General features: G+C 72.1%; 20 protein-coding genes and 1 pseudogene. 10 read left to right on the top strand and 11 right to left on the bottom strand.

Annotated features, from left to right (window positions below; all coding sequences use genetic code 11):
- Both VIM19_18825 and bcp read right to left on the bottom strand, forming a co-directional pair.
- Positions 1–531 (bottom strand): MFS transporter (locus VIM19_18825; protein HEY5186900.1); only part of this gene is annotated, 531 nt, incomplete at its 3' end.
- 31 nt (positions 532–562) lie between these two features.
- Entirely contained in the window at positions 563–1,027 is a 465-nt protein-coding gene (gene bcp / locus VIM19_18820; GenBank protein ID HEY5186899.1) for a thioredoxin-dependent thiol peroxidase, read from the bottom strand.
- A gap of 126 nt (positions 1,028–1,153) precedes the next feature.
- Between bcp and VIM19_18815 the strand changes: the two genes are divergently transcribed.
- The 6 genes from VIM19_18815 (at position 1,154) to VIM19_18790 (ending at position 5,995) form a co-directional block, all read left to right on the top strand.
- Positions 1,154–1,483 carry a DUF3618 domain-containing protein gene (locus tag VIM19_18815; protein ID HEY5186898.1) on the top strand — a complete coding sequence of 110 codons (330 nt, stop codon included), beginning with the start codon at positions 1,154–1,156 and terminating at the stop codon, positions 1,481–1,483.
- Positions 1,484–1,488: 5 nt separating this feature from the next.
- Positions 1,489–1,989 carry a DUF427 domain-containing protein gene (locus VIM19_18810; GenBank protein HEY5186897.1) on the top strand — a complete coding sequence of 167 codons (501 nt, stop codon included), beginning with the start codon at positions 1,489–1,491 and terminating at the stop codon, positions 1,987–1,989.
- Positions 1,990–2,014: 25 nt separating this feature from the next.
- A complete protein-coding gene (locus VIM19_18805; protein HEY5186896.1) occupies positions 2,015–2,350 on the top strand; it encodes a co-chaperone GroES in 336 nt (111 codons plus the stop codon).
- Between the two features lie 7 nt (positions 2,351–2,357).
- Complete coding sequence (locus VIM19_18800) at positions 2,358–2,987, top strand: LysE family transporter (GenBank protein ID HEY5186895.1); 630 nt, start codon at positions 2,358–2,360, stop codon at positions 2,985–2,987.
- 89 nt (positions 2,988–3,076) lie between these two features.
- Positions 3,077–5,779 (top strand): pyruvate, phosphate dikinase, encoded by a 2,703-nt coding sequence (gene ppdK, locus VIM19_18795; protein ID HEY5186894.1) that lies wholly within the window; start codon positions 3,077–3,079, stop codon positions 5,777–5,779.
- Positions 5,780–5,797: 18 nt separating this feature from the next.
- Positions 5,798–5,995: a hypothetical protein gene (locus VIM19_18790; protein HEY5186893.1), complete on the top strand. Its 198-nt coding sequence runs from the start codon at positions 5,798–5,800 to the stop codon at positions 5,993–5,995.
- 7 nt (positions 5,996–6,002) lie between these two features.
- Here VIM19_18790 and VIM19_18785 read toward each other — a convergent pair whose 3' ends face one another.
- The 7 genes and pseudogenes from VIM19_18785 to VIM19_18755 all read right to left on the bottom strand — a co-directional run bounded on the left by VIM19_18785 (position 6,003) and on the right by VIM19_18755 (position 13,019).
- Complete coding sequence (locus VIM19_18785) at positions 6,003–6,452, bottom strand: GNAT family N-acetyltransferase (protein HEY5186892.1); 450 nt, start codon at positions 6,450–6,452, stop codon at positions 6,003–6,005.
- Positions 6,446–7,372, bottom strand: a complete 927-nt coding sequence (locus VIM19_18780; protein ID HEY5186891.1) for an aldose 1-epimerase family protein — start codon at positions 7,370–7,372, stop codon at positions 6,446–6,448. Before VIM19_18780 ends, VIM19_18785 begins: the two co-directional genes overlap by 7 nt.
- A gap of 317 nt (positions 7,373–7,689) precedes the next feature.
- Positions 7,690–9,544, bottom strand: a pseudogene (locus VIM19_18775) (ABC transporter ATP-binding protein).
- Complete coding sequence (locus VIM19_18770) at positions 9,541–11,307, bottom strand: ABC transporter ATP-binding protein (GenBank protein ID HEY5186890.1); 1,767 nt, start codon at positions 11,305–11,307, stop codon at positions 9,541–9,543. The pseudogene VIM19_18775 and the gene VIM19_18770 overlap by 4 nt, the downstream one beginning before the upstream one ends.
- A gap of 82 nt (positions 11,308–11,389) precedes the next feature.
- Complete coding sequence (locus tag VIM19_18765) at positions 11,390–12,319, bottom strand: aldo/keto reductase (GenBank protein HEY5186889.1); 930 nt, start codon at positions 12,317–12,319, stop codon at positions 11,390–11,392.
- Positions 12,320–12,384: 65 nt separating this feature from the next.
- Entirely contained in the window at positions 12,385–12,888 is a 504-nt protein-coding gene (locus VIM19_18760) for a LysE family translocator (GenBank protein ID HEY5186888.1), read from the bottom strand.
- Positions 12,889–12,893: 5 nt separating this feature from the next.
- A complete protein-coding gene (locus VIM19_18755) occupies positions 12,894–13,019 on the bottom strand; it encodes a hypothetical protein (protein HEY5186887.1) in 126 nt (41 codons plus the stop codon).
- 123 nt (positions 13,020–13,142) lie between these two features.
- Between VIM19_18755 and VIM19_18750 the strand changes: the two genes are divergently transcribed.
- A complete protein-coding gene (locus VIM19_18750; GenBank protein ID HEY5186886.1) occupies positions 13,143–13,943 on the top strand; it encodes a BTAD domain-containing putative transcriptional regulator in 801 nt (266 codons plus the stop codon).
- 26 nt (positions 13,944–13,969) lie between these two features.
- Here VIM19_18750 and VIM19_18745 read toward each other — a convergent pair whose 3' ends face one another.
- Entirely contained in the window at positions 13,970–15,313 is a 1,344-nt protein-coding gene (locus VIM19_18745) for a hypothetical protein (GenBank protein ID HEY5186885.1), read from the bottom strand.
- A 161-nt stretch (positions 15,314–15,474) separates the two neighbouring features.
- Here VIM19_18745 and VIM19_18740 point away from each other — a divergent pair, with 161 nt between their 5' ends.
- From VIM19_18740 to VIM19_18730, 3 genes are read left to right on the top strand one after another with little or no spacing between them, the layout of a single operon-like run.
- Complete coding sequence (locus VIM19_18740) at positions 15,475–15,729, top strand: hypothetical protein (GenBank protein ID HEY5186884.1); 255 nt, start codon at positions 15,475–15,477, stop codon at positions 15,727–15,729.
- A complete protein-coding gene (locus VIM19_18735; GenBank protein HEY5186883.1) occupies positions 15,726–16,670 on the top strand; it encodes a DUF692 family multinuclear iron-containing protein in 945 nt (314 codons plus the stop codon). The genes VIM19_18740 and VIM19_18735 overlap by 4 nt, the downstream gene beginning before the upstream one ends.
- Positions 16,667–17,206, top strand: coding sequence for a hypothetical protein (locus VIM19_18730; protein ID HEY5186882.1), 540 nt, complete (start codon positions 16,667–16,669; stop codon positions 17,204–17,206). Before VIM19_18735 ends, VIM19_18730 begins: the two co-directional genes overlap by 4 nt.
- A 62-nt stretch (positions 17,207–17,268) precedes the next feature.
- Here VIM19_18730 and VIM19_18725 read toward each other — a convergent pair.
- The coding region (locus tag VIM19_18725; GenBank protein ID HEY5186881.1) for a hypothetical protein at positions 17,269–17,616 on the bottom strand (348 nt) is incomplete at its 5' end.

Raw genomic sequence — 17,616 nt, 5'->3', positions numbered from 1 at the left:
GATGACGGCCACCCACAGCGCGGCGCGGATGTTGCCGTTGGCCAGCTCCAGCACGGCCAGCCCCAGCAGCGGCCCGATCACCGCGCCGCCGGTGTCGGCGAACCGGTGGAAGCCGAACACCCGGCCCAGGTGCTCCTCGGGGACGTCGGTCGCGAGCAGGGCGTCCCGCGGCGCGGACCGGATGCCCTTGCCGGTGCGGTCCACCACCCGGCCCACCAGCACCACGGGCCACGCCCAGGACAGCGCCACGATGACCTTGCCCAGCGCGGCCAGGCCGTATCCGAGACCCACCAGCGGCTTGCGCCCGACCCGGTCGGACAGCCGGCCGGACAGGTACTTCATGATCGCGGCGGCGCCCTCGGCGAGTCCCTCGACCAGTCCGACGACCGCGGCCGGGGCGCCCAGCACCGAGGTCAGCAGGATCGGCAGCACCGGGTAGAGCAGCTCGCTCGCGGAGTCCTGCAGCAGCGAGACGCCGGAGAGCACCGCAACGTTACGGCTCAGCCACTGCGGACGGCGCCACCCAGCCATCCACGCATCCTCCCAGGACGGGGGGTGGGGGTCAGGCCAGGCCGAGGTCGCGGCGGAGCTTGGCCACGTGGCCCTTGGCCTTGACGTTGTACTGAGCCTGTTCCAGCGTGCCGTCGGCGCCCACCACGAACGTGGAGCGGATCACCCCGACTACGGCCTTTCCGTACATCATCTTCTCGCCGTACGCGCCGTAAGCGGTGAGCACCGATCGGTCCGGGTCGGACAGCAGCGGGAAGGTCAGCGCCTCGGCATCGCGGAACTTGGCCAGCTTGGCCGGCTGGTCCGGGGAGATGCCCACCACGTCGATGCCGGCCGCGGCTAGCGAGGCGAGGCTGTCCCTGAAGTCGCACGCCTGCGTGGTGCAGCCGGGGGTCATGGCGGCCGGGTAGAAAAAGACGACCACCCGGCGTCCGGCGTAGTCCGACAGCGCGACGGTCTTGCCGTCGGCGTCCGGGAGCGAGAAGTCGGGGGCGCGGTCACCAGGCTGCAGCTTCACGGCCTCAGGCTAACCGGCGCGGGTGCCCTCCGCAGCGGCGCGAGCGGGATGCTGTGTGACGATGATCTGACGTAGGGACCGGCGCTACCGTGTCGGTGTGCCGACGCCGCGAACCCGGAGGACGACGTGACCACGCAGACCCCGCAGACCCCGCCGACCCCGCAGGTTCCGCAGGTCCCGCCGACCCCGCAGGCCCCGCCGGCCCCGCAGGCCCCGTCGGCCCGCCCCCCGCAGGAGATCGAGGCGGACATCGCCGCGACCCGGGAGACCCTCGCCGACGCCATCGACGCGATCACCGAGCGCATGCAGCCGGCCAACATCGCCACCAGGGCCAAGGATCGCGTGATCGCCTTCTACAAGAAGGACGACGGGTCGGTCGACCCGGTCAAGGCCGGGGCCACGGCCGGGGTCGTGCTCATCGTGGCGCTGTACCTGATCCGCCGCCGCAGGCTGTAGCGGTGCTGCCACCCGGGGTCACCCCGCACCGGCCCCGGCCCGGTCAGGAGTCGGTGTGGGACTACCCGCGCCCGCCGCGGGTCGAGGTCGCCCACCGCCATGTCGTCGTGCGCTTCGGTGGGGCCGTCCTGGTGGACACCGGCGTCGCCCTGCGGGTGCTGGAGACCAGCCACCCACCGACCTGGTACCTGCCGCGCGCGGCCTTCCCTGGCGGGTCGCTGCGGCCGGCCGAGGGCACCTCCTTCTGCGAGTTCAAGGGGACGGCCCGATACCTGGACGTCGTCGCCGGGGACCGGGTGGCCGAACGGGCGGCCTGGTTCTACCCCGACCCCGCCCCCGGCTTCGAGCAGCTGCTCGACCACGCCGCGCTGTACCCCGCGGCGATGGACCTGGTCACCGTCGACGGGGTCGCCGTGCAGCCCCAGGATGGCGGGTTCTACGGCGGGTGGATCACGCCCGACGTCGTCGGCCCGTTCAAGGGAGGGCCGGGCAGCCATGGCTGGTGACCCGATGCGGGTACCGTCCACCCCCGTGTCGACCACGCCGAGTCCCGAGAACCTGCCGATCAAGCTGCTGCACGACCGGGTTCTGGTCGAGGCCGGCGGCTCGGCGGGGGAGCGCACCTCCGGCGGCGGCATCGTCATCCCGGCCACGGCGCAGGTCGGCAAGCGGCTCACCTGGGCGCTGGTCGTCGCGACCGGGCAGAACGTGCGGCTGGTCGAGGTCGGCGACAAGGTGCTGTTCGAGCCGGAGGACCGTGGCGAGGTCGAGATCCAGGGCCGCACCTACCTGCTGCTGCGTGAGCGCGACCTGCACGCGGTCGCCTCCTCGCGGGTCGGCGAGTCGACGACCGGGCTGTACCTGTGAGACCCCGGTGAGCGCGCTGGTCGTGGGGCTGGGCCTGGGCGCCTTCGTGGCCGCGCAGGTCGGTCCGGTTTCCCTGCTGTGCGCCCGGACGTCGATGCGGCACGGCTTCGTCGTCGGAGCCGCGGTCGGGGCCGGAGCCGCGCTGGTGGACCTGCTCTACGCCTGCCTCGGCGTCGCCGGGGTGGCCGCGTTGCTGCAGGTGACCGCGCTGCGCGTCGGGCTCGGGCTGGTCGGGGCCGGGGTGCTGGTCTTCCTGGGGGTGCGCACGTTCCGGTCGGCCTTCCGCGTTCGGCTGGGGGCGGAGACCGACGACGAGGTGGTCGCCCCGTGGAGCGCCTTGCGCACCGCCGTCGCCGCCACCGCGTCCAACCCGCTGACCATCGCCTCGTGGGCGGCGATCTTCTCGGCCGCCGCGGTGGCGGCCGTGGTCGTGGACGTGGCGTCCACGGTCGAGCTGGTGGTCGGGGTCGGGATCGGCAGCCTGGCCTGGTTCACCGTGCTCGCGGCCGCCTTCACGTTCGCCGGGCGTCGGGTCGGCACCCGCGGGCTGGCGGTCATCGACGGCGTGGCCGGCCTCGGCCTGATCGTGTTCGGCGGGGTGCTCGCCGTCCGGTCGATCGACGCGACAGTCGGCTAGCGGAACGGGACCTCGGTCCCCTCCGGCGGCGTCACCCCCGTGGGTACGGTCATTTCACGACCGAGAAGATCCTGCCTGAGGAGAACCGCATGACGGCCACGCGCTACATCTACGATTTCGAAGACGGCAACCGTGGCATGGCCGACCTGCTCGGCGGGAAGGGCGCAAACCTCGCGGAGATGACCCGGCTCGGGCTTCCCGTGCCGCACGGGTTCATCGTCACCACCGAGGCCTGCAACGTCTATCTCAAGGCCGGGAATGAGCCCCCCGAGCTGGCCGAGGAGATGACGCTGCACCTGCGCGACCTGGAGCAGCGGATGAGCCGCAGGCTGGGCGACCCGCACGACCCGCTGCTGGTGTCGGTGCGGTCGGGCGCGCGGTTCTCGATGCCCGGGATGATGGATACGGTCCTCAACATCGGGCTCACCGACGAGTCGGTCGGCGGCCTGGCCGAGATGGCCGGCGACGAGCGGTTCGCCTGGGACTCCTACCGCCGGCTGGTCCAGATGTTCGGCCGCACCGTACTCGGCATCGACGGCAGCCTGTTCGAGGAGGCCCTCGACCATGCCAAGAAGGAGCATGGGGCCAGCGGGGATCTCGACCTCGACGCGGCCGCGTTGCGCGACCTCACCCACACCTTCCAGCAGATCACCGAGCGGGCGGTCGGCCGGCCGTTCCCGCAGGACCCCCGCGAGCAGCTCGACCTCGCCGTCCGCGCGGTATTCGACTCGTGGAACGGCGAGCGGGCCCGCATCTACCGCAGGCAGGAGCGCATCCCGCACGACCTGGGCACGGCGGTCAGCATTGTGGCCATGGTCTTCGGCAACCTCGGGTCAGACTCGGGCACCGGCGTGTGCTTCACCCGTGACCCGTCCACCGGAAGCGCCGGTGTGTACGGCGACTACCTGGCGAACGCGCAGGGCGAGGACGTTGTCGCGGGCATCCGCAACACCCTGCCGCTGACCGCCCTGGGTGAGCTCGACCCCGAGGCCTACCGCGGGCTGCTGGACGCGATGGCCAAGCTCGAGGGCCACTACCGCGACCTGTGCGACATCGAGTTCACCGTCGAGCGCGGCAAGCTGTGGATCCTGCAGACGCGGGTCGGCAAGCGCACCGCCGCGGCCGCGTTCCGGATCGCCGTCCACCTGCTCGACGAGGGCGTGCTCACCGAGGACGAGGCCCTCGAGCGGGTGCACGGTGCCCAGCTGACCCACCTGATGTTCCCGCGCTTCGACACCGGTGCGGCCGGCCAGCCGTTCACGGTCGCGGTCGGCGCAGCGCCCGGCGCGGCTGTTGGCAAGGTGGTCTTCGACTCCCACCGTGCGCAGGAGTGGGCGGCCCGGGGCGAGCCCGTGGTGCTCGTGCGCCGGGAGACCAACCCGGACGACCTCGGCGGCATGATCGCCGCAGTCGGCATCCTCACCAGCCGGGGCGGCAAGACCTCCCATGCGGCCGTCGTGGCCAGAGGCATGGGGCGTACCTGCGTCGTCGGGGCCGAACAGCTGCAGGTCGACGTCGAGGCACGGCAGCTGGTCGGCCCCGGCGGGGTCGTCGTCGCCGAGGGCGATGTCGTCTCGATCGACGGCACCTCGGGTCAGGTGTTCCTCGGCGAGGTCGCTGTGGTCCCGTCACCGGTGGTGGAGTACTTCGAGGGGCGGCTCACCACAGAGCAGGACGACGACGACGTCGTCAGCGCCGTCGAACGGATCATGCGGATCGCCGACGCGCGCCGCCGGCTGGGCGTGCGGGCCAACGCGGACACCGGGGACGACGCGGCCCGGGCCCGCCGGTTCGGCGCCCAGGGCGTCGGGCTGGCCCGGACCGAGCACATGTTCCTAGGCGACCGGCGGAGCCTGGTCGAGGACCTCATCCTCGCCCCCACCGCGGCCGGTCAGCAGCACTCGCTGGACGCGCTGGTGCCGCTGCAGAAGTCGGACTTCATCGAGATCCTGTCGGCGATGGACGGCCTGCCGGTGACGATCCGGCTGATCGACCCGCCGTTGCACGAGTTCCTGCCCGACCTCACCGATCTGTCCGTCGAGGTCGCGGTCGGCGAGGAGCAGGGCAAGGACATGGCCCGCCGGCACAAGCTGCTCGACGCGGTCCGACGGCTGCACGAGGCGAACCCGATGCTGGGCCTGCGCGGCGTCCGGCTCGGCCTGGTGATCCCCGGACTGTTCGGCATGCAGGTGCGGGCCATCGCGGAGGCCGCGGCCCAGCTGCGCGCGGCCGGGCACGACCCGAGGCCGCAGGTGATGATCCCGCTCGTGGGGGCCGTCCAGGAGTTCGACCTGGTCCGGGCCCGGGCCGACGAGGTGATCGCCGAGGTCGCTGCGGCGTCCGGGGCCGAGCTGACCATCCCCATCGGCACGATGATCGAGCTGCCCAGGGCCGCGTTGACCGCGGGGCGGATCGCCGAGCACGCCGAGTTCTTCTCCTTCGGCACCAACGACCTGACCCAGACCACCTGGGGCTTCAGCCGCGACGACGTCGAGGGCGAGTTCTTCACCCAGTACCTCGAGTACGGCGTGTTCCAGGTCAGCCCGTTCGAGAGCATCGACGCCGAGGGGGTGGGCCGGCTGGTCCGGATGGCCACCACGGAGGGCCGGGCGGCTCGCGAAGACCTCGACGTGGGGGTGTGCGGCGAGCACGGCGGCGACCCGGACTCGGTGCACTTCTTCCACGAGGTCGGGCTCGACTACGTGTCCTGCTCGCCGTTCCGGGTGCCGGTCGCGCGGCTGGAGGCGGGCCGCGCCGCCGTCACCGGCAAGGGCCCGGATACGACGGCGTGACCCGGTAGCGTGAGCGGCGTGACCAGGCTCTTTGTCGACCTCTCGGACGGGATTCACCGGACGTACGACGTGTCGCGGTACGCCATCGAGCACGGGGTGTTGCGGCTCTTCGCCTCGGTCGAGGGGGTCGAGTCGGAGATCGCGGCCTTCTCCGTGAACGGCTGGCTGCGCTTCGAGCGCGAGGTGGCCCGGCCGGACGCGCCTCAGCCCGGCTGAGGTCTCGCTACAGGTCCTTGGCGTAGCAGCGGTTGTTGGGCGAGTCGCGGTACCGGCCGAACCCTGGCACTCGTGCGTACCCCGCGGACTCGTACAGCCCGATGGCCTCGGGCTGGGCGACGCCGGTCTCCAGCAGCACCCGCCGGTAGCCGGTCACCCGCGCGGCCCCCTCGAGCGCGCCGAGCAGGGCCCGGGCGTACCCGTGACCGCGATGTTCGGGCGGCACGAACATCCGCTTCGCCTCGCACGCGGTGTCGTCGTGCCGGCGGAACCCGCCGCAGGCGACGATGTCGCCGTCCACCCGGGCCAGCAGGAAGACCCCGTCGGGCGCCGCGAACTGGGCCGGGTCGACCGGCGTCCGGTCCGGCCCGCCGTACCGGACGATGTACTCGGCCTGGACCCGATCCACCAGGGCCTGCACCTCAGGGTCCGCGTAGCCGACCGCCTCGATCAGCACGGCCGGATCCCCCAGGTCCCCTCCCAGCGCGCCCCCGGGTCGAGGGTCACCAGGCCCTCCCCGGAGTTGAACGCGTCGGCGGGGCAGGTCATCGGCTCGATGGCCACGGCCGCCCGGCGGTGGCCCGACGACTCCGGCAGCGAGTCGGCGGTGAACACCTGCCAGTAGCCGAAGGCCCCATCGGCCCAGATCTCCACGCCGTCGCCGGACGGGCCGAACAGCCGGGCGTGCGCGGTTCCGTCCGGCTCTCGGGCGACGTCAGTGAAGGCGTCGTCCAGCCGCCGTCCGGCGAGCGTCGCGCCCGCACGGAAGTCGTGCCCGGTCCGTTCGACCGGGTCGTGCGCGACCGGCAGCAGGCGCTCGTCGGGCCGCAGCCGGGTGGCCGCCGGGAGCTGCAGCCGCAGGTCGTCGGTGTCGGTCGTTCCGGGGACCCGCAGGTAGGGATGGCTGCCGAAGCCGAACGGCGCCGATGCGGTGCCCGGGTTGGTGCCCACGGCGCGGCAGCGCAGCCCGTCGGTGGACACCGACCACTCGACGGTCACCGTCAGCGCGAACGGGTAGCCGGGCCGGGGAAAGAGGTTCCGCTCCAGCAGCAGTCTGTCGGCCGCCCGGTCGAGGAGCGTCCACGGCTCCCAGCAGAGCAGGCCGTGGATCGCATGGCCGCGGGCGGGCTCGTTCAGCGGCAGCTGCAGGTGCTCGCCGCGCCAGGTGTAGGCGCCGGCCGCGACCCGGTTGGGCCACGGAGCGAGCAGCTGGCCGGCGTAGCCCACGGGCAGCTCGTCGTCTCGGAAGTGGTCGGCCAGCGCCCGGCCGTCGACCCGGTAGGACTGGAGCGCGGCGCCACACTGGACGATCTCAGCCTCGTGCTGCTCAGCGGAGATCGTCCAGTGCCGGCCATGCGTCGGGCTCGTACGGTCCATGACCGCCGAGCCTACGGGGAGCATCGACGCACCCCCGGCAGGATCTAGCGGCAGGTGCAGCGCTGCGAGGAGGGAACGCCGGCGAGGACCTGGTTGACGTGCATGCCGCAACCAGTCCAGGTGATCTTGCTGCACCGGCGGCACCGGGCAGGACTGCACATGGGCTGCTCCTTTGGTAGGGACTAAAGTCCCGAGAACCATACCCCATGGGGTATGGATCAGAAGGGGGTCCGCTCCTAGGTCCGGGTCACGGTGGGGGATCCGATGCGTTCCACCTCGACCGGGTCCGGGATGTCGGAACCTGCCCGAGGTTGGCGTCAGACCAAGGACTCGGCCCAGGCCTGGTGCAGCCCGGCGTACCCGCCGCCGCTCTTCAGCAGCTCGGCCGGGCTGCCGTCCTCGACGACCTGGCCGGCGTCCAGGACCAGCACCCGGTCGGCAATCTCCACGGTGGACAGCCGGTGCGCGATGATCAGCGCCGTCCGGTCGGCCATGATCGTGCGCAGCGCCCGCTGGACCAGCCGCTCGCTGGGGATGTCTAGCGAGGACGTCGCCTCGTCCAGGATGAGCACCGCCGGGTCGGCCAGGAAGGCGCGGGCGAACGCGATCAGCTATCGCTGTCCCGCGGACAGCCGGCCACCCCGCTTGCCGACCTCGGTGTCGTAGGCCTCGGGCAGCGCCATGATGAACTCGTGCGCCCCGATGGCTCGGGCGGCCTCCTCGACGTCCTCGTCGCTGGCTCCGGGTCGGCCGAACCGGATGTTCTCGGCGACGGTGTCGGCGAACAGGAAGTTCTCCTGGGTGACCATGACCACGGCCCGCCGCAGGTCGGGCTCGGCGAGGTCCCGCAGGTCGATGCCGTCGAGCCGCACGACGCCGTCGGTGGGGTCGTAGAAGCGGGCGACCAGCCGGGCAATGGTCGTCTTGCCGGCCCCGGTGGCTCCGACCAGCGCGACGGTCTGCCCGGCCGGGACGTGCAGGTCGAGACCGGGCAGCACGACCGACTCGTGGTAGGCGAACCCGACCTGGTCGAGGTCGTGCGCCCCGCTGGCCCGCGGCAGCGGGACCGGATGCTGCGGTTCGGCGACCGACGGGGCCTCCTCGAGGACGCCGGACAGCTTCTCGAGGGCGGCCGTGGCCGACTGCAGCGAGTTGTAGAACATGGACAGCTCCTGCATCGGCTCGAAGAACCGGCGCAGGTACAGCAGGAAGGCTGCCAGCACCCCGACCTCGATGTGGACGCCCATCACCCGGTAGCCGCCGTAGACCAGGACCACGGCGATGGTGACGTTGCCGATCAGCTTGATGCCTGGGGCGAAGATGGCGACCAGCTTGAACGCCCGCTCATTGGCCAGCCGGTAGTCAGTGTTCAGCGCCTCGAAGATCTGCTGGTTGCGCGGCTCCCGGCGGAACGCCTGCACGGCACGGATCCCGCCCAGGGACTCCACGAAGTGCACGATGACCAGGGCCACGGTCTCGCGAGTGCGCCGGTAGGCGAGCGCGGAGTTGCGGCGGAACCACCGGGACAGCAACAGCAGCAGGGGGAACGAGGCGAGGGTCACCAGCCCCAGGGGGACGTCCAGCAGCAGCAGGATGACACCGACCGACACCACCGACAGGCCCGCGAGGACGAGGTCGTCGAGGCCGCCGTCCAGCAGCTCGCCGATCGCGTCGACGTCGCTGGTCAGCCGGGAGATGACCCGCCCCGACGTGTAGCGCTCGTGGAAGGCGGGGGACAGTCGCTGGAAGTAGGTCGTAGACCCGGGTGCGCAGGTCGTAGAGCACCGCCTGGCCGATCCGGCCGCTGGCCATGAGGAAGGCGCGCTTGGCCAGGAACTCGACGAGTGCGGCCACCAGGAAGGCGACGGTGACGACAATGAGGACCGTCGCGCCGCCGCTCTGCTCGATCGGCGCGATGCCACGGTCGATGCCCACCTTGACCAGGTAGGGACCGGCCATGGCGGCAGCGTTCTGCAGCAGCAGCAGGGCCACGGCGACCCACAGCGCCTTGCGGTGCGGACGAAGCAGGCTGCCTAGCAGCCCTCGGCTCCGTTCCTGCAGTCGGGCGGTGACGGCGCCGGACAGCTCGTCGGTGCCCTCGGTGGCGACCCCTCTCCAGGACTGGACGTCGACGGTGGGCTCGGGGGTGCTCGACTGGGTGGTCTGGGTCATCGGGTCGGCAGCTCCTCGGCGTGCTGGGACAGCACGGCGCGGTACGACGGCCTGGTCGCCATCAGCTCGGAGTGGGTCGCCACGGCGGTGATCGTGCCGTCCTCGAGCAGCGCGACCCGGTCGGCCAGCGCCACCGTGGACGGGCGGTGCACCACGAGCAGGGCCGTGGTGGTGGCGAGCACCCGGCGCAGAGCCTGCTCGACCAGCGACTCGGTGTGGACGTCGAGGGCCGACAGCGGGTCGTCGAGCACGAGGACGTGCGGCCGGCCGATCACCGCCCTGGCCAGCGCGAGCCGCTGTCGCTGGCCGCCGGCCAGTGACAGGCCCTGCTCGCCGACGCGGGTGTCCAGTCCCCAGGGCAGGGCGTGCACGAACTCGGCCTGCGCGATGTCCAGCGCCTGAGCGACGTCGGCGTCCGTGGCCTCGGGGAACCCGAGGGTGAGGTTCTCCCGGACGCTCGCCGAGAACAGCGTGGCGTCCTCGAAGGCCGTGGACACCAGCGGCCGCAACGACGCCAGCTGGAGGTCGCGGATGTCGTGGCCGTCGAGGGTGATCCGGCCCTCGCTCACGTCGTAGAGGCGGGGCACCAGCGAGGTCAGTGTGGTCTTGCCGCTGCCGGTGGCGCCGACGAGGGCGAGGGTCTCGCCCGGGTGGATCTCCAGGGTGACGTCGTGCAGCACCGGGGTGGTGGACCCGGTGTACCGGAAGCCGACGCCCTCGAAGCGCACCCGCCCGCTGACGTGGTCCAGGTCCAGCGCGTCGGACGAGTTGACGATGGTCGGCACGGTGTCGAAGACCTCGTAGACCCGGTCCGCCGCGGTCATGGCCTCCTGGCCGTTCGCCAGGATCCAGCCCAGCGAGTCGACCGGCCACACCAGCATGAGCATGAGCGAGACGAACGCGACCAGGTCGCCCAGGGTCATCGAGCCGCGGGTGACGGCGAGCGCGCCGAACAGCAGGGTGAGGCCTAGGGTCAGGCTGGGCACCAGGTCCAGCAGGGACCAGAACCGGGCCACCAGGACGGCCTTACCGACCGCCGAGTCGTGCAGGGTGCGCGCGCCGCCGCGGAAGGTCTCACCCACGTGCTCCCGGCGTCCGAACGAGCGGATCATGCGCACGCCGACGGCGGACTCCTCGATGAAGGTGGCCAGGTCGCCCTGCAGGTCCTGCACCCGGCGGGACGTCTCCAGGTAGGCCTTGGCCAGGCTGCGCGAGATGAGGAACAGCGGGACGGCGGACACGGCGACGAGCAGGCCCAGCGGGGCGTACATGCGCACCAGCAGGACGACGACGGTCACGAAGGTGGCCAGGTTGACGACCAGGAACACCAGGCCGAACGAGAGGAACCGGCGGATCGTCGACAGGTCACTGGTGGCGCGGGACAGCAGCTGACCGGTCTGCCACCGGTCGTGGAAGGCCACCGGCAGCTGCTGCAGGTGCCGGTACAGGTCGTCGCGCATGGCGGACTCCATGCCCAGCGCGGCGTAGGACTGCACCCAGCGCCGGACGAAGACCAGCGCCGCCTCGATGACCCCGAGGGCGACGGCGAGCAGGCCCAGCGGGATCAGGCCGGCGCGATTGCCCTGGCTGATCGGCCCGTCGACGACCCTCCGGATCACCAGGGGGACCACGATGCTCGCGGCCACGGCGACGGCCGCGGCCACGGTCATGAGCACCATCTGGCCCGCATACGGGCGGACATAGCTCCTGACCCTCCACAGCGAGCGCAGGCTGCGCAGGCCGTGCGGTGAGTCGGTGGACATTGGCCTCACCGTAAGCCTCGGGGCCGACAACAGGGGACTGGGTTTACCCGGCACCTTCCCCTCGCGAAGGCCGGCCCGGTGGTCAACGCGCGGCGGCGTCCAGCCGGGCCAGGTCGTCGGGGCCCAGCTCGAGGGTCGCCATGGGCAGCAGCTCGGCGAGCTGCTCCGGCGTCCGGGCGCTGGCGATCGGAGCCACCACGGCCGGCCGGGTCAGCAGCCAGGCGAGCGCCACCGCCCCAGGTGTCGCGCGGTGGGCGGCGGCGACCGTGTCGAGCGCGCCGAGGACCCGCTGCCCGCGCTCATCGAGGTACCTGAGCGCTCCGGCCGACCGAACGCTGTCCACCGTCGGCCCGCCGCTGCGGTACTTGCCGGTGAGGAACCCCTGGGCCAGCCCGTAGTAGGGGAAGCTGCCCATGCCGTGCGAGGTGAGCACCGGGAGCAGCTCATGCTCGTACTCGGTGCGGTGCAGCAGGTGGTAGTGCGGCTGGAGCACCGCATACGGTGTCCAGCCCTTGTCGACGGCCCGGTCCAGCGATTCGGCCAGCCGGGCAGCGGTGATCTGTGAGGCGCCGAGGTACCGGACCTTCCCCTCCCGGATCAGCGCGTCGAAGGTCTCGAGGGTCTCGTCCAGGGGGTCCGGGTGGTCCTGGTGGGCGTAGTACACGTCGACGCGGTCGGTCTGCAGTCGTTGCAGGGAGCGCTCGACCGCGGTGCGGATGGTGTCCGGACGCAGGTTGTTCAGCCCTGGCGCCTTGCCGACCTTCGTCGCGATCACCAGCGAGTCCCGGTTGCGGCGGGACCGCATCCACCGGCCGATGATCGTCTCCGACTCCCCGCCGGGCGTGCCCTGCCAGGCCGAGTAGGTGTCCGCAGTGTCGATCATGGTGCCACCGGCCCCGACGAAGGCGTCCAGCACCGCGAAGGAAGTGGGCTCGTCGGCGGTCCAGCCGAACACGTTGCCGCCCAGGCACAAGGGGAAGACCGACAGGGTGGTCCCGGGCACGGCGCGCACGCCTCAGACCTTATGCGCGCACGCCTCAGACCTTATGTTGGGCCCGGAGGATGGTTGTCAACGGCTCAGGACTCGACGCCGAGCCGGATGCCGAAGCCGATGAGGACCAGCCCGGTGGCCCGGTCGAGCCGGCGGCGGACTCGCGGGTTGCCGAACCAGGAGGTCACCCGGCCGGCCAGCAGGAGCAGCACCGCGAAGTAGATGGCCGTCTCTCCGATGAAGACCACGCCGAGCAACAGCGACGTCGCGCCCACCGGCTGCCCGTGCGGGATGAACCCGGGCAGGAAGGTGATGAAGAAGACGCCCACCTTCGGGTTGAGCAGGTCCGCCGCCAGCCCGGCGCCGTAGCCGGTGCCGAGCAGGCTCAGCCGCCGCCCGCCCCCGCGGGGTGGCAGCGCGGGCTGGCCCGGTGCGCGGCCGGGGCGGGCCCGCAGGGACTGCACGCCGAGCCAGAGCAGGTACGCCACCCCCGCGATCCGCAGCGCCGTGGAGCCCTCGTGGCTGGCCCGCAAGAGTGCGGACAGCCCGAGCGCCGCGGCCGCCACCCACACGGCCAGCCCGGTGAGCACCCCGATCACCTGAGCGACGCCCGCCGACGGCCGTCGCGCAGCAGGCTGCGCAGCACGACCAGCCTGTCCGGCCGTGGCAGCAGCACGATGAGCGCCGCTGCGAGCGCGAAGGTCAAGACCGCCGTCTGCACCGCGCCAGTGTGCCATCGACCGCCCTCGTCACCCGGATGGCGGATCCTCGTGGCGGAGCGTGAGCGGAGACTGGGACCTCTCGCCGCTCCGGCTCCCCTCGCCCCACTCCCCGGATGTGCGACATGCGCTCGACTTCCGACGTCCCGGCCGCGCCGGTTCCCCACCGGCTCCGGCTGCTGGGTGGCTTCGAGGTGGTCCGCGGCGGGGGAGAGCTGGGGCTGTCGCACCAGGCGCAGCGGCTGGTCGCCTACCTTGCGCTGCACGGTCGGCGGGCGCGCACCGACATCTCGGGGACGTTGTGGCCGGACGCCAGCGAGCAGCACGCACAGGGCAGCCTGCGGACGGCCGTGTGGCGGCTGGACCGCGGTGCCGGCCCGCTGCTGGACTGCCATGGGCAGGACCTCGCGCTGGCGCCGACCGTGACGGTCGACGTGCACGAGCTGGTCCGCTGTGCCCTCGCGTTGATCCGGGCCGAGCACTGCGACTCGCCGGAGGACTGGCTGCGCTGGATCGACTGCGGGGACCTGCTGCCCGGCTGGTACGACGACTGGGTGCTGTTCGAACGCGAGCGGCTGCGGCAGCTGCGGCTGCACGCCCTGGAGCTGGCCGCCGAGCGGCTGCTCGCGAACGGCCGACCCGGCCTGGCGCTCGCCCTCGCGCTCGAAGCCGTCCGGGTCGAGCCGCTGCGCGAGAGCGCGCACCGACAGGTGCTGGCCATCCATCTCGCCGAGGGCAATGTCGGCGAGGCGCGTCGGCAGTACGACGCGCTGCGCCGGCTGTTGCGGGTCGAGCTCGGGGTGGAACCCTCAGCGCAGACCGCGCGGATGGTCCCGCTCCGGCTGCCACCAGATGCCGTCGACCTGCGGTCCCGTGAGCAGGTCCACCGCCCCCGCCAGGGCGATCGCCCGGAGGGTGTCCACTAGCCGGTTGACCGTCATGGCCGCGCCGGTCAGGTGATGTTGAGCGACTGGAAGATCGAGCTGCCGTGCCGCGCGTAGAACGTGTTGCTGACGACTGCACGGTCGGAGATCGAGAACCGGACGAGGTAGCAGCAGCCCGCGATCCCGTCGGCCCACGGGTCGAAGGTGAACGTGATGCCCGCGCCGGGGGCGCCCGTGTCAGCCACGTTGCCGTTGTAGGTCTTGGAGTACAGGCCGTGGGTGACGTTGCACTGGCCCTCGAGCACCACGGACAGGCCGCTGAAGTTCGCGTCGGTGCCCACGACGGTCACCTCCACCGGACCGCCCGACTTGCGGACGCTGCCGCAGCAGTCGACCTTGACGCCGTGCTGGCTGATGGTGAGGGAAAGCGGGGTCTCGGACCCGGATCCCGGGGCGGTGTTGTCGACCCGCACCCGAAGGGGAGCGCTGGCGAACTCCACCGGGGCCGCGGTCCGCACCACCATCCGCAGCAGGTACTCGCCGTCAGGGACGCTGTTGGTGTGCCAGAAGCTGAGGTAGGTCCGCCCGTCCGACCAGTCGCCCATGTCGGCGATGGCGTACCAGCCGGCGGCGTCGGGGCTCCGGTTGTACGTCGTCAGGGTGCCCGAGTTGAAGTCGGTGAGCGTCTGGGCGATGGGCGGCTCGGTCCAGGTCGGCGCCACGGCGTCGGTGTACTCGACCTTGTAGTGGGTCGCCCCGGCCACGGCGAAGACCCCGTGGATGGCCGTGTCACCCCCGAAAGGGTGGTCTCCGATGCCGCCCGGCTTGTTGGGCGGTGGGGTTGGCCCACCCGGGACGCTCGGCCCGTCGGCGTACCCGGCCGGGCTGATCTGGGTTGTCGGGATCTGGCCCACCTTGACCAGCTGCGGCAGCGGCGGGCACATGACCCGGCAGACCGCACGGCAGCGGACCATGCACAGCCAGTGGCACAGCTGGTGCTGGAACCGGTCGAGCTTGAGCCGCTTGACCATCTCCCGCCACGCCTTGACGTCCTCGGCGCCGACGATGTCGAGCAGCCGCTGCAACAGCTCGCGGTCCGTGGCGATCCTGGCCGTCGCCTGGGCGAAGTCCCGCCACTCGGCCACGTCCGGTTCCTGTTCGGCGGCCGTGCTCGGCCCGGCGAGGCGCCGGCAGACGAACACGCAGTGCTTGCTGCACAGCCAGCGGCAGACCAGGTGGCAGCGGTCGAGGATCCCGATCCGTCCGAGCACCGCCTGGAACGCCTCTGCGTCCTCGCCCCGGAACGCCCGCACGGCCTCGGCGAACAGCTCGGGGTCCTGGGCGAGCAGGCCCATCACCTCGCCGGACTGCTGGAGCTCGTCGATGCGGCCGTCGTCCTCGTGGTGGGTCATGGTCGTCGCCTCCCGCTGCGTGTCGAGGTCGGAACCCTGGCAAGTGCGGTGTCACGGACCTGTCAGCGGGTGAGCCCGCGTGGCCAGCGGTGGTGGTGACGCATCGGTGACGGAGGGCTTCGACCCTGGGGACCCCGACCGCCCACCGAAGGAGCTGTGCCATGGAACGCAAGCTGGCCGTACGTCCCCTGCTGCTCGACTTCCACGAAAGGGCCACGCTGGACGACGTCCTGGCGGCCGTGAAGATCGTCTACGAGAGCACGGGCTGCAACCCGTGCGGCCGGCTGAGCCTGTTCCTCAAGGCCGACGAGCTGGTCGACCCGCCGATCGAGCGGCTGCGGGAGATCGGCAGCATCCGGGGGATCCAGGAGCTGGGGCCGGAGATCGCAGTCCGCAGCAGTGCAGCCGGCGGATGACCCAGCTGGTTCCGGGCGGGGGCGCATCGGCTGTCGGCGCGCCCCCGCGCCCCCTGGGCGTCGGCTGCAGCTACCTCCCGTCGCTGCCCGCCGTCACCACCTCGGTCCTGGACCTCGTGGACTTCGTCGAGGTCAGCCCGGACCTGCTCTGCCGCGAGGTGGAGCGGACGGCCGGCCCTGGCGTCGGGATGGCCTTCGTCCCGCGACTGCTCGACGACGCGCTGTCGGTCCTCGACGGCGTCCCGGTGACGGTGCACGGTCTGGAGCTCTCGATCGGGACGGCCACCGGGTGGAATGAGGCCTACCTCGAGGTGCTGGACCAGTTCCTGGACCTGGTGCCGGCCCGGTGGCACAGCGAGCACCTGGGGTTCCTGCTGGCCCAGCGGGCCGACGGGCGAACGGTCAACGCCGGCGTGCCGCTGCCGCTGCCGTTCACTCGGGAGGCGGTCGAGTGCGTGGCCCCGCGCGCTGCCGCACTGGTGGACCGGTACCGGCTGCCGTTCCTGCTGGAGAACGCGACGTACTACCTGCCCGGGCTGCCGGCCGACCCGGGCTGGGACGAGCTCGACTTCCTGTGCGCGCTGACGGACGCCGCACCCTGCGGACTGCTACTCGACCTGTTCAACCTGCACTGCAACGCCGTCAACCACGGCTTCGACCTGATGGCCGCGCTGGCCCGGCTGCCACTCGATCGGGTGGTGGAGGTCCACCTCGCCGGTGGCGGTGTCGAGCAGGGGTTCCTGCTCGACTCGCACAGCGGCTCGGTGCCGCCGCCGGTGTGGACGGCGCTGGAGTGGTTGCTGCCGCTGGCGCCGAACCTGGCCGGGGTGCTGTACGAGGTGCAGGAGCCGGCCTTCCCCCTCGTCGGGCTGGAGACGCTCCGGGGCGAGCTTGACCGGGTCGGCCAGCTCTGGCGGCGCTTCCGGGGCGGGCCGGAATGACCCTGGCGGGGTGGCAGCTGGCGCTCGCCGAGCTGGTCGGTGGTCAGGACCCCGGCGACGTCCCGCTGACGCGCGCCGAGCGGTGCTGGCTCAGCGAGGTCAGTGGCACCCCCGGGTTCGAGGTGACCGCGCAGGTGCGCGGGTGGTGGCGTCGGTACCGGGTGGCCAGCTGCGCCCCGCTCACCCTGGAGGTCCTGGGGCCGGCCCGGGACGACGTGCTGGACGGCTACCTGGCCGCCTTCCCGGAGCCCACGTCGTTCTACGTGCGGGAGGCCGTTCGGTTCCTCGGCTACGCGACCGCCACCGGCAGCGGCGAGCACTTGGCCTCGGTTTCCGGCTTCGAGTCGGCCATGCTCCAGGCCGCGCAGGGACAGCGGTTGGCCGAGCCGCTGGTGGCCTTCCGGTCCCCACCCCAAGAGGTGCTGGCCGCCCTGATCGCTGGCGCCGGCACGCCCGTGCCGCATCCGTCGCGGCGCTGGTGGCTGCTCGTGTCCCCCGACCTCCCGCAACTGTGCCGCGAGGTCAGCCTGGGGTGAGCGTCACCGACGACCGGACAGGGCGGCCCGTTCGGGTCGCCCTGTCCGGTGGGGGTTGGGGGTCAGGCGTTGACGGACTCCTTGTCGGGGGCGAAGACGACGGCCTGGGCGGGGGTCTTGCGCTGGTGGGCCAGGCCGAGGATGGCGAGCCCGGCGAGGATCGCGGCGGCGGCGAGGGCGACCCAGCCGGCGATGGTGGCGATCATCCCGAAGATGGAGAAGGCGTAGGCGTTGAGCAGCAGCCCGCGCAGGGTCTCACCCATGAACAAGGTGGTGCGCTGGGCGGCCAGGGCGGCGTCCTTGCTGCCTCCGGCGAGGTAGGCGGAGCTGACCTCGGAGTAGGTCTGGCCACCGGCGACCTTGGTCAGGTGGACGGCGATCAGGTCGCTGTAGGCCTTGGCCTGCTGGCC

This window comes from Actinomycetes bacterium (assembly GCA_036510875.1).
GTDB lineage: Bacteria > Actinomycetota > Actinomycetes > Prado026 > Prado026 > DATCDE01.
This window is presented reverse-complemented; position numbering and strand designations above follow the sequence as displayed.

Coding starts and splice junctions, on each gene's coding strand:
- ppdK (HEY5186894.1), top strand. CDS start 3,077: ATGACGGCCACGCGCTACATCTACGATTTCGAAGACGGCAACCGTGGC.
- VIM19_18780 (HEY5186891.1), bottom strand. CDS start 7,372: ATGGACCGTACGAGCCCGACGCATGGCCGGCACTGGACGATCTCCGCT.
- VIM19_18770 (HEY5186890.1), bottom strand. CDS start 11,307: ATGTCCACCGACTCACCGCACGGCCTGCGCAGCCTGCGCTCGCTGTGG.
- VIM19_18750 (HEY5186886.1), top strand. CDS start 13,143: ATGCGCTCGACTTCCGACGTCCCGGCCGCGCCGGTTCCCCACCGGCTC.
- VIM19_18745 (HEY5186885.1), bottom strand. CDS start 15,313: ATGACCCACCACGAGGACGACGGCCGCATCGACGAGCTCCAGCAGTCC.
- VIM19_18740 (HEY5186884.1), top strand. CDS start 15,475: ATGGAACGCAAGCTGGCCGTACGTCCCCTGCTGCTCGACTTCCACGAA.
- VIM19_18735 (HEY5186883.1), top strand. CDS start 15,726: ATGACCCAGCTGGTTCCGGGCGGGGGCGCATCGGCTGTCGGCGCGCCC.
- VIM19_18730 (HEY5186882.1), top strand. CDS start 16,667: ATGACCCTGGCGGGGTGGCAGCTGGCGCTCGCCGAGCTGGTCGGTGGT.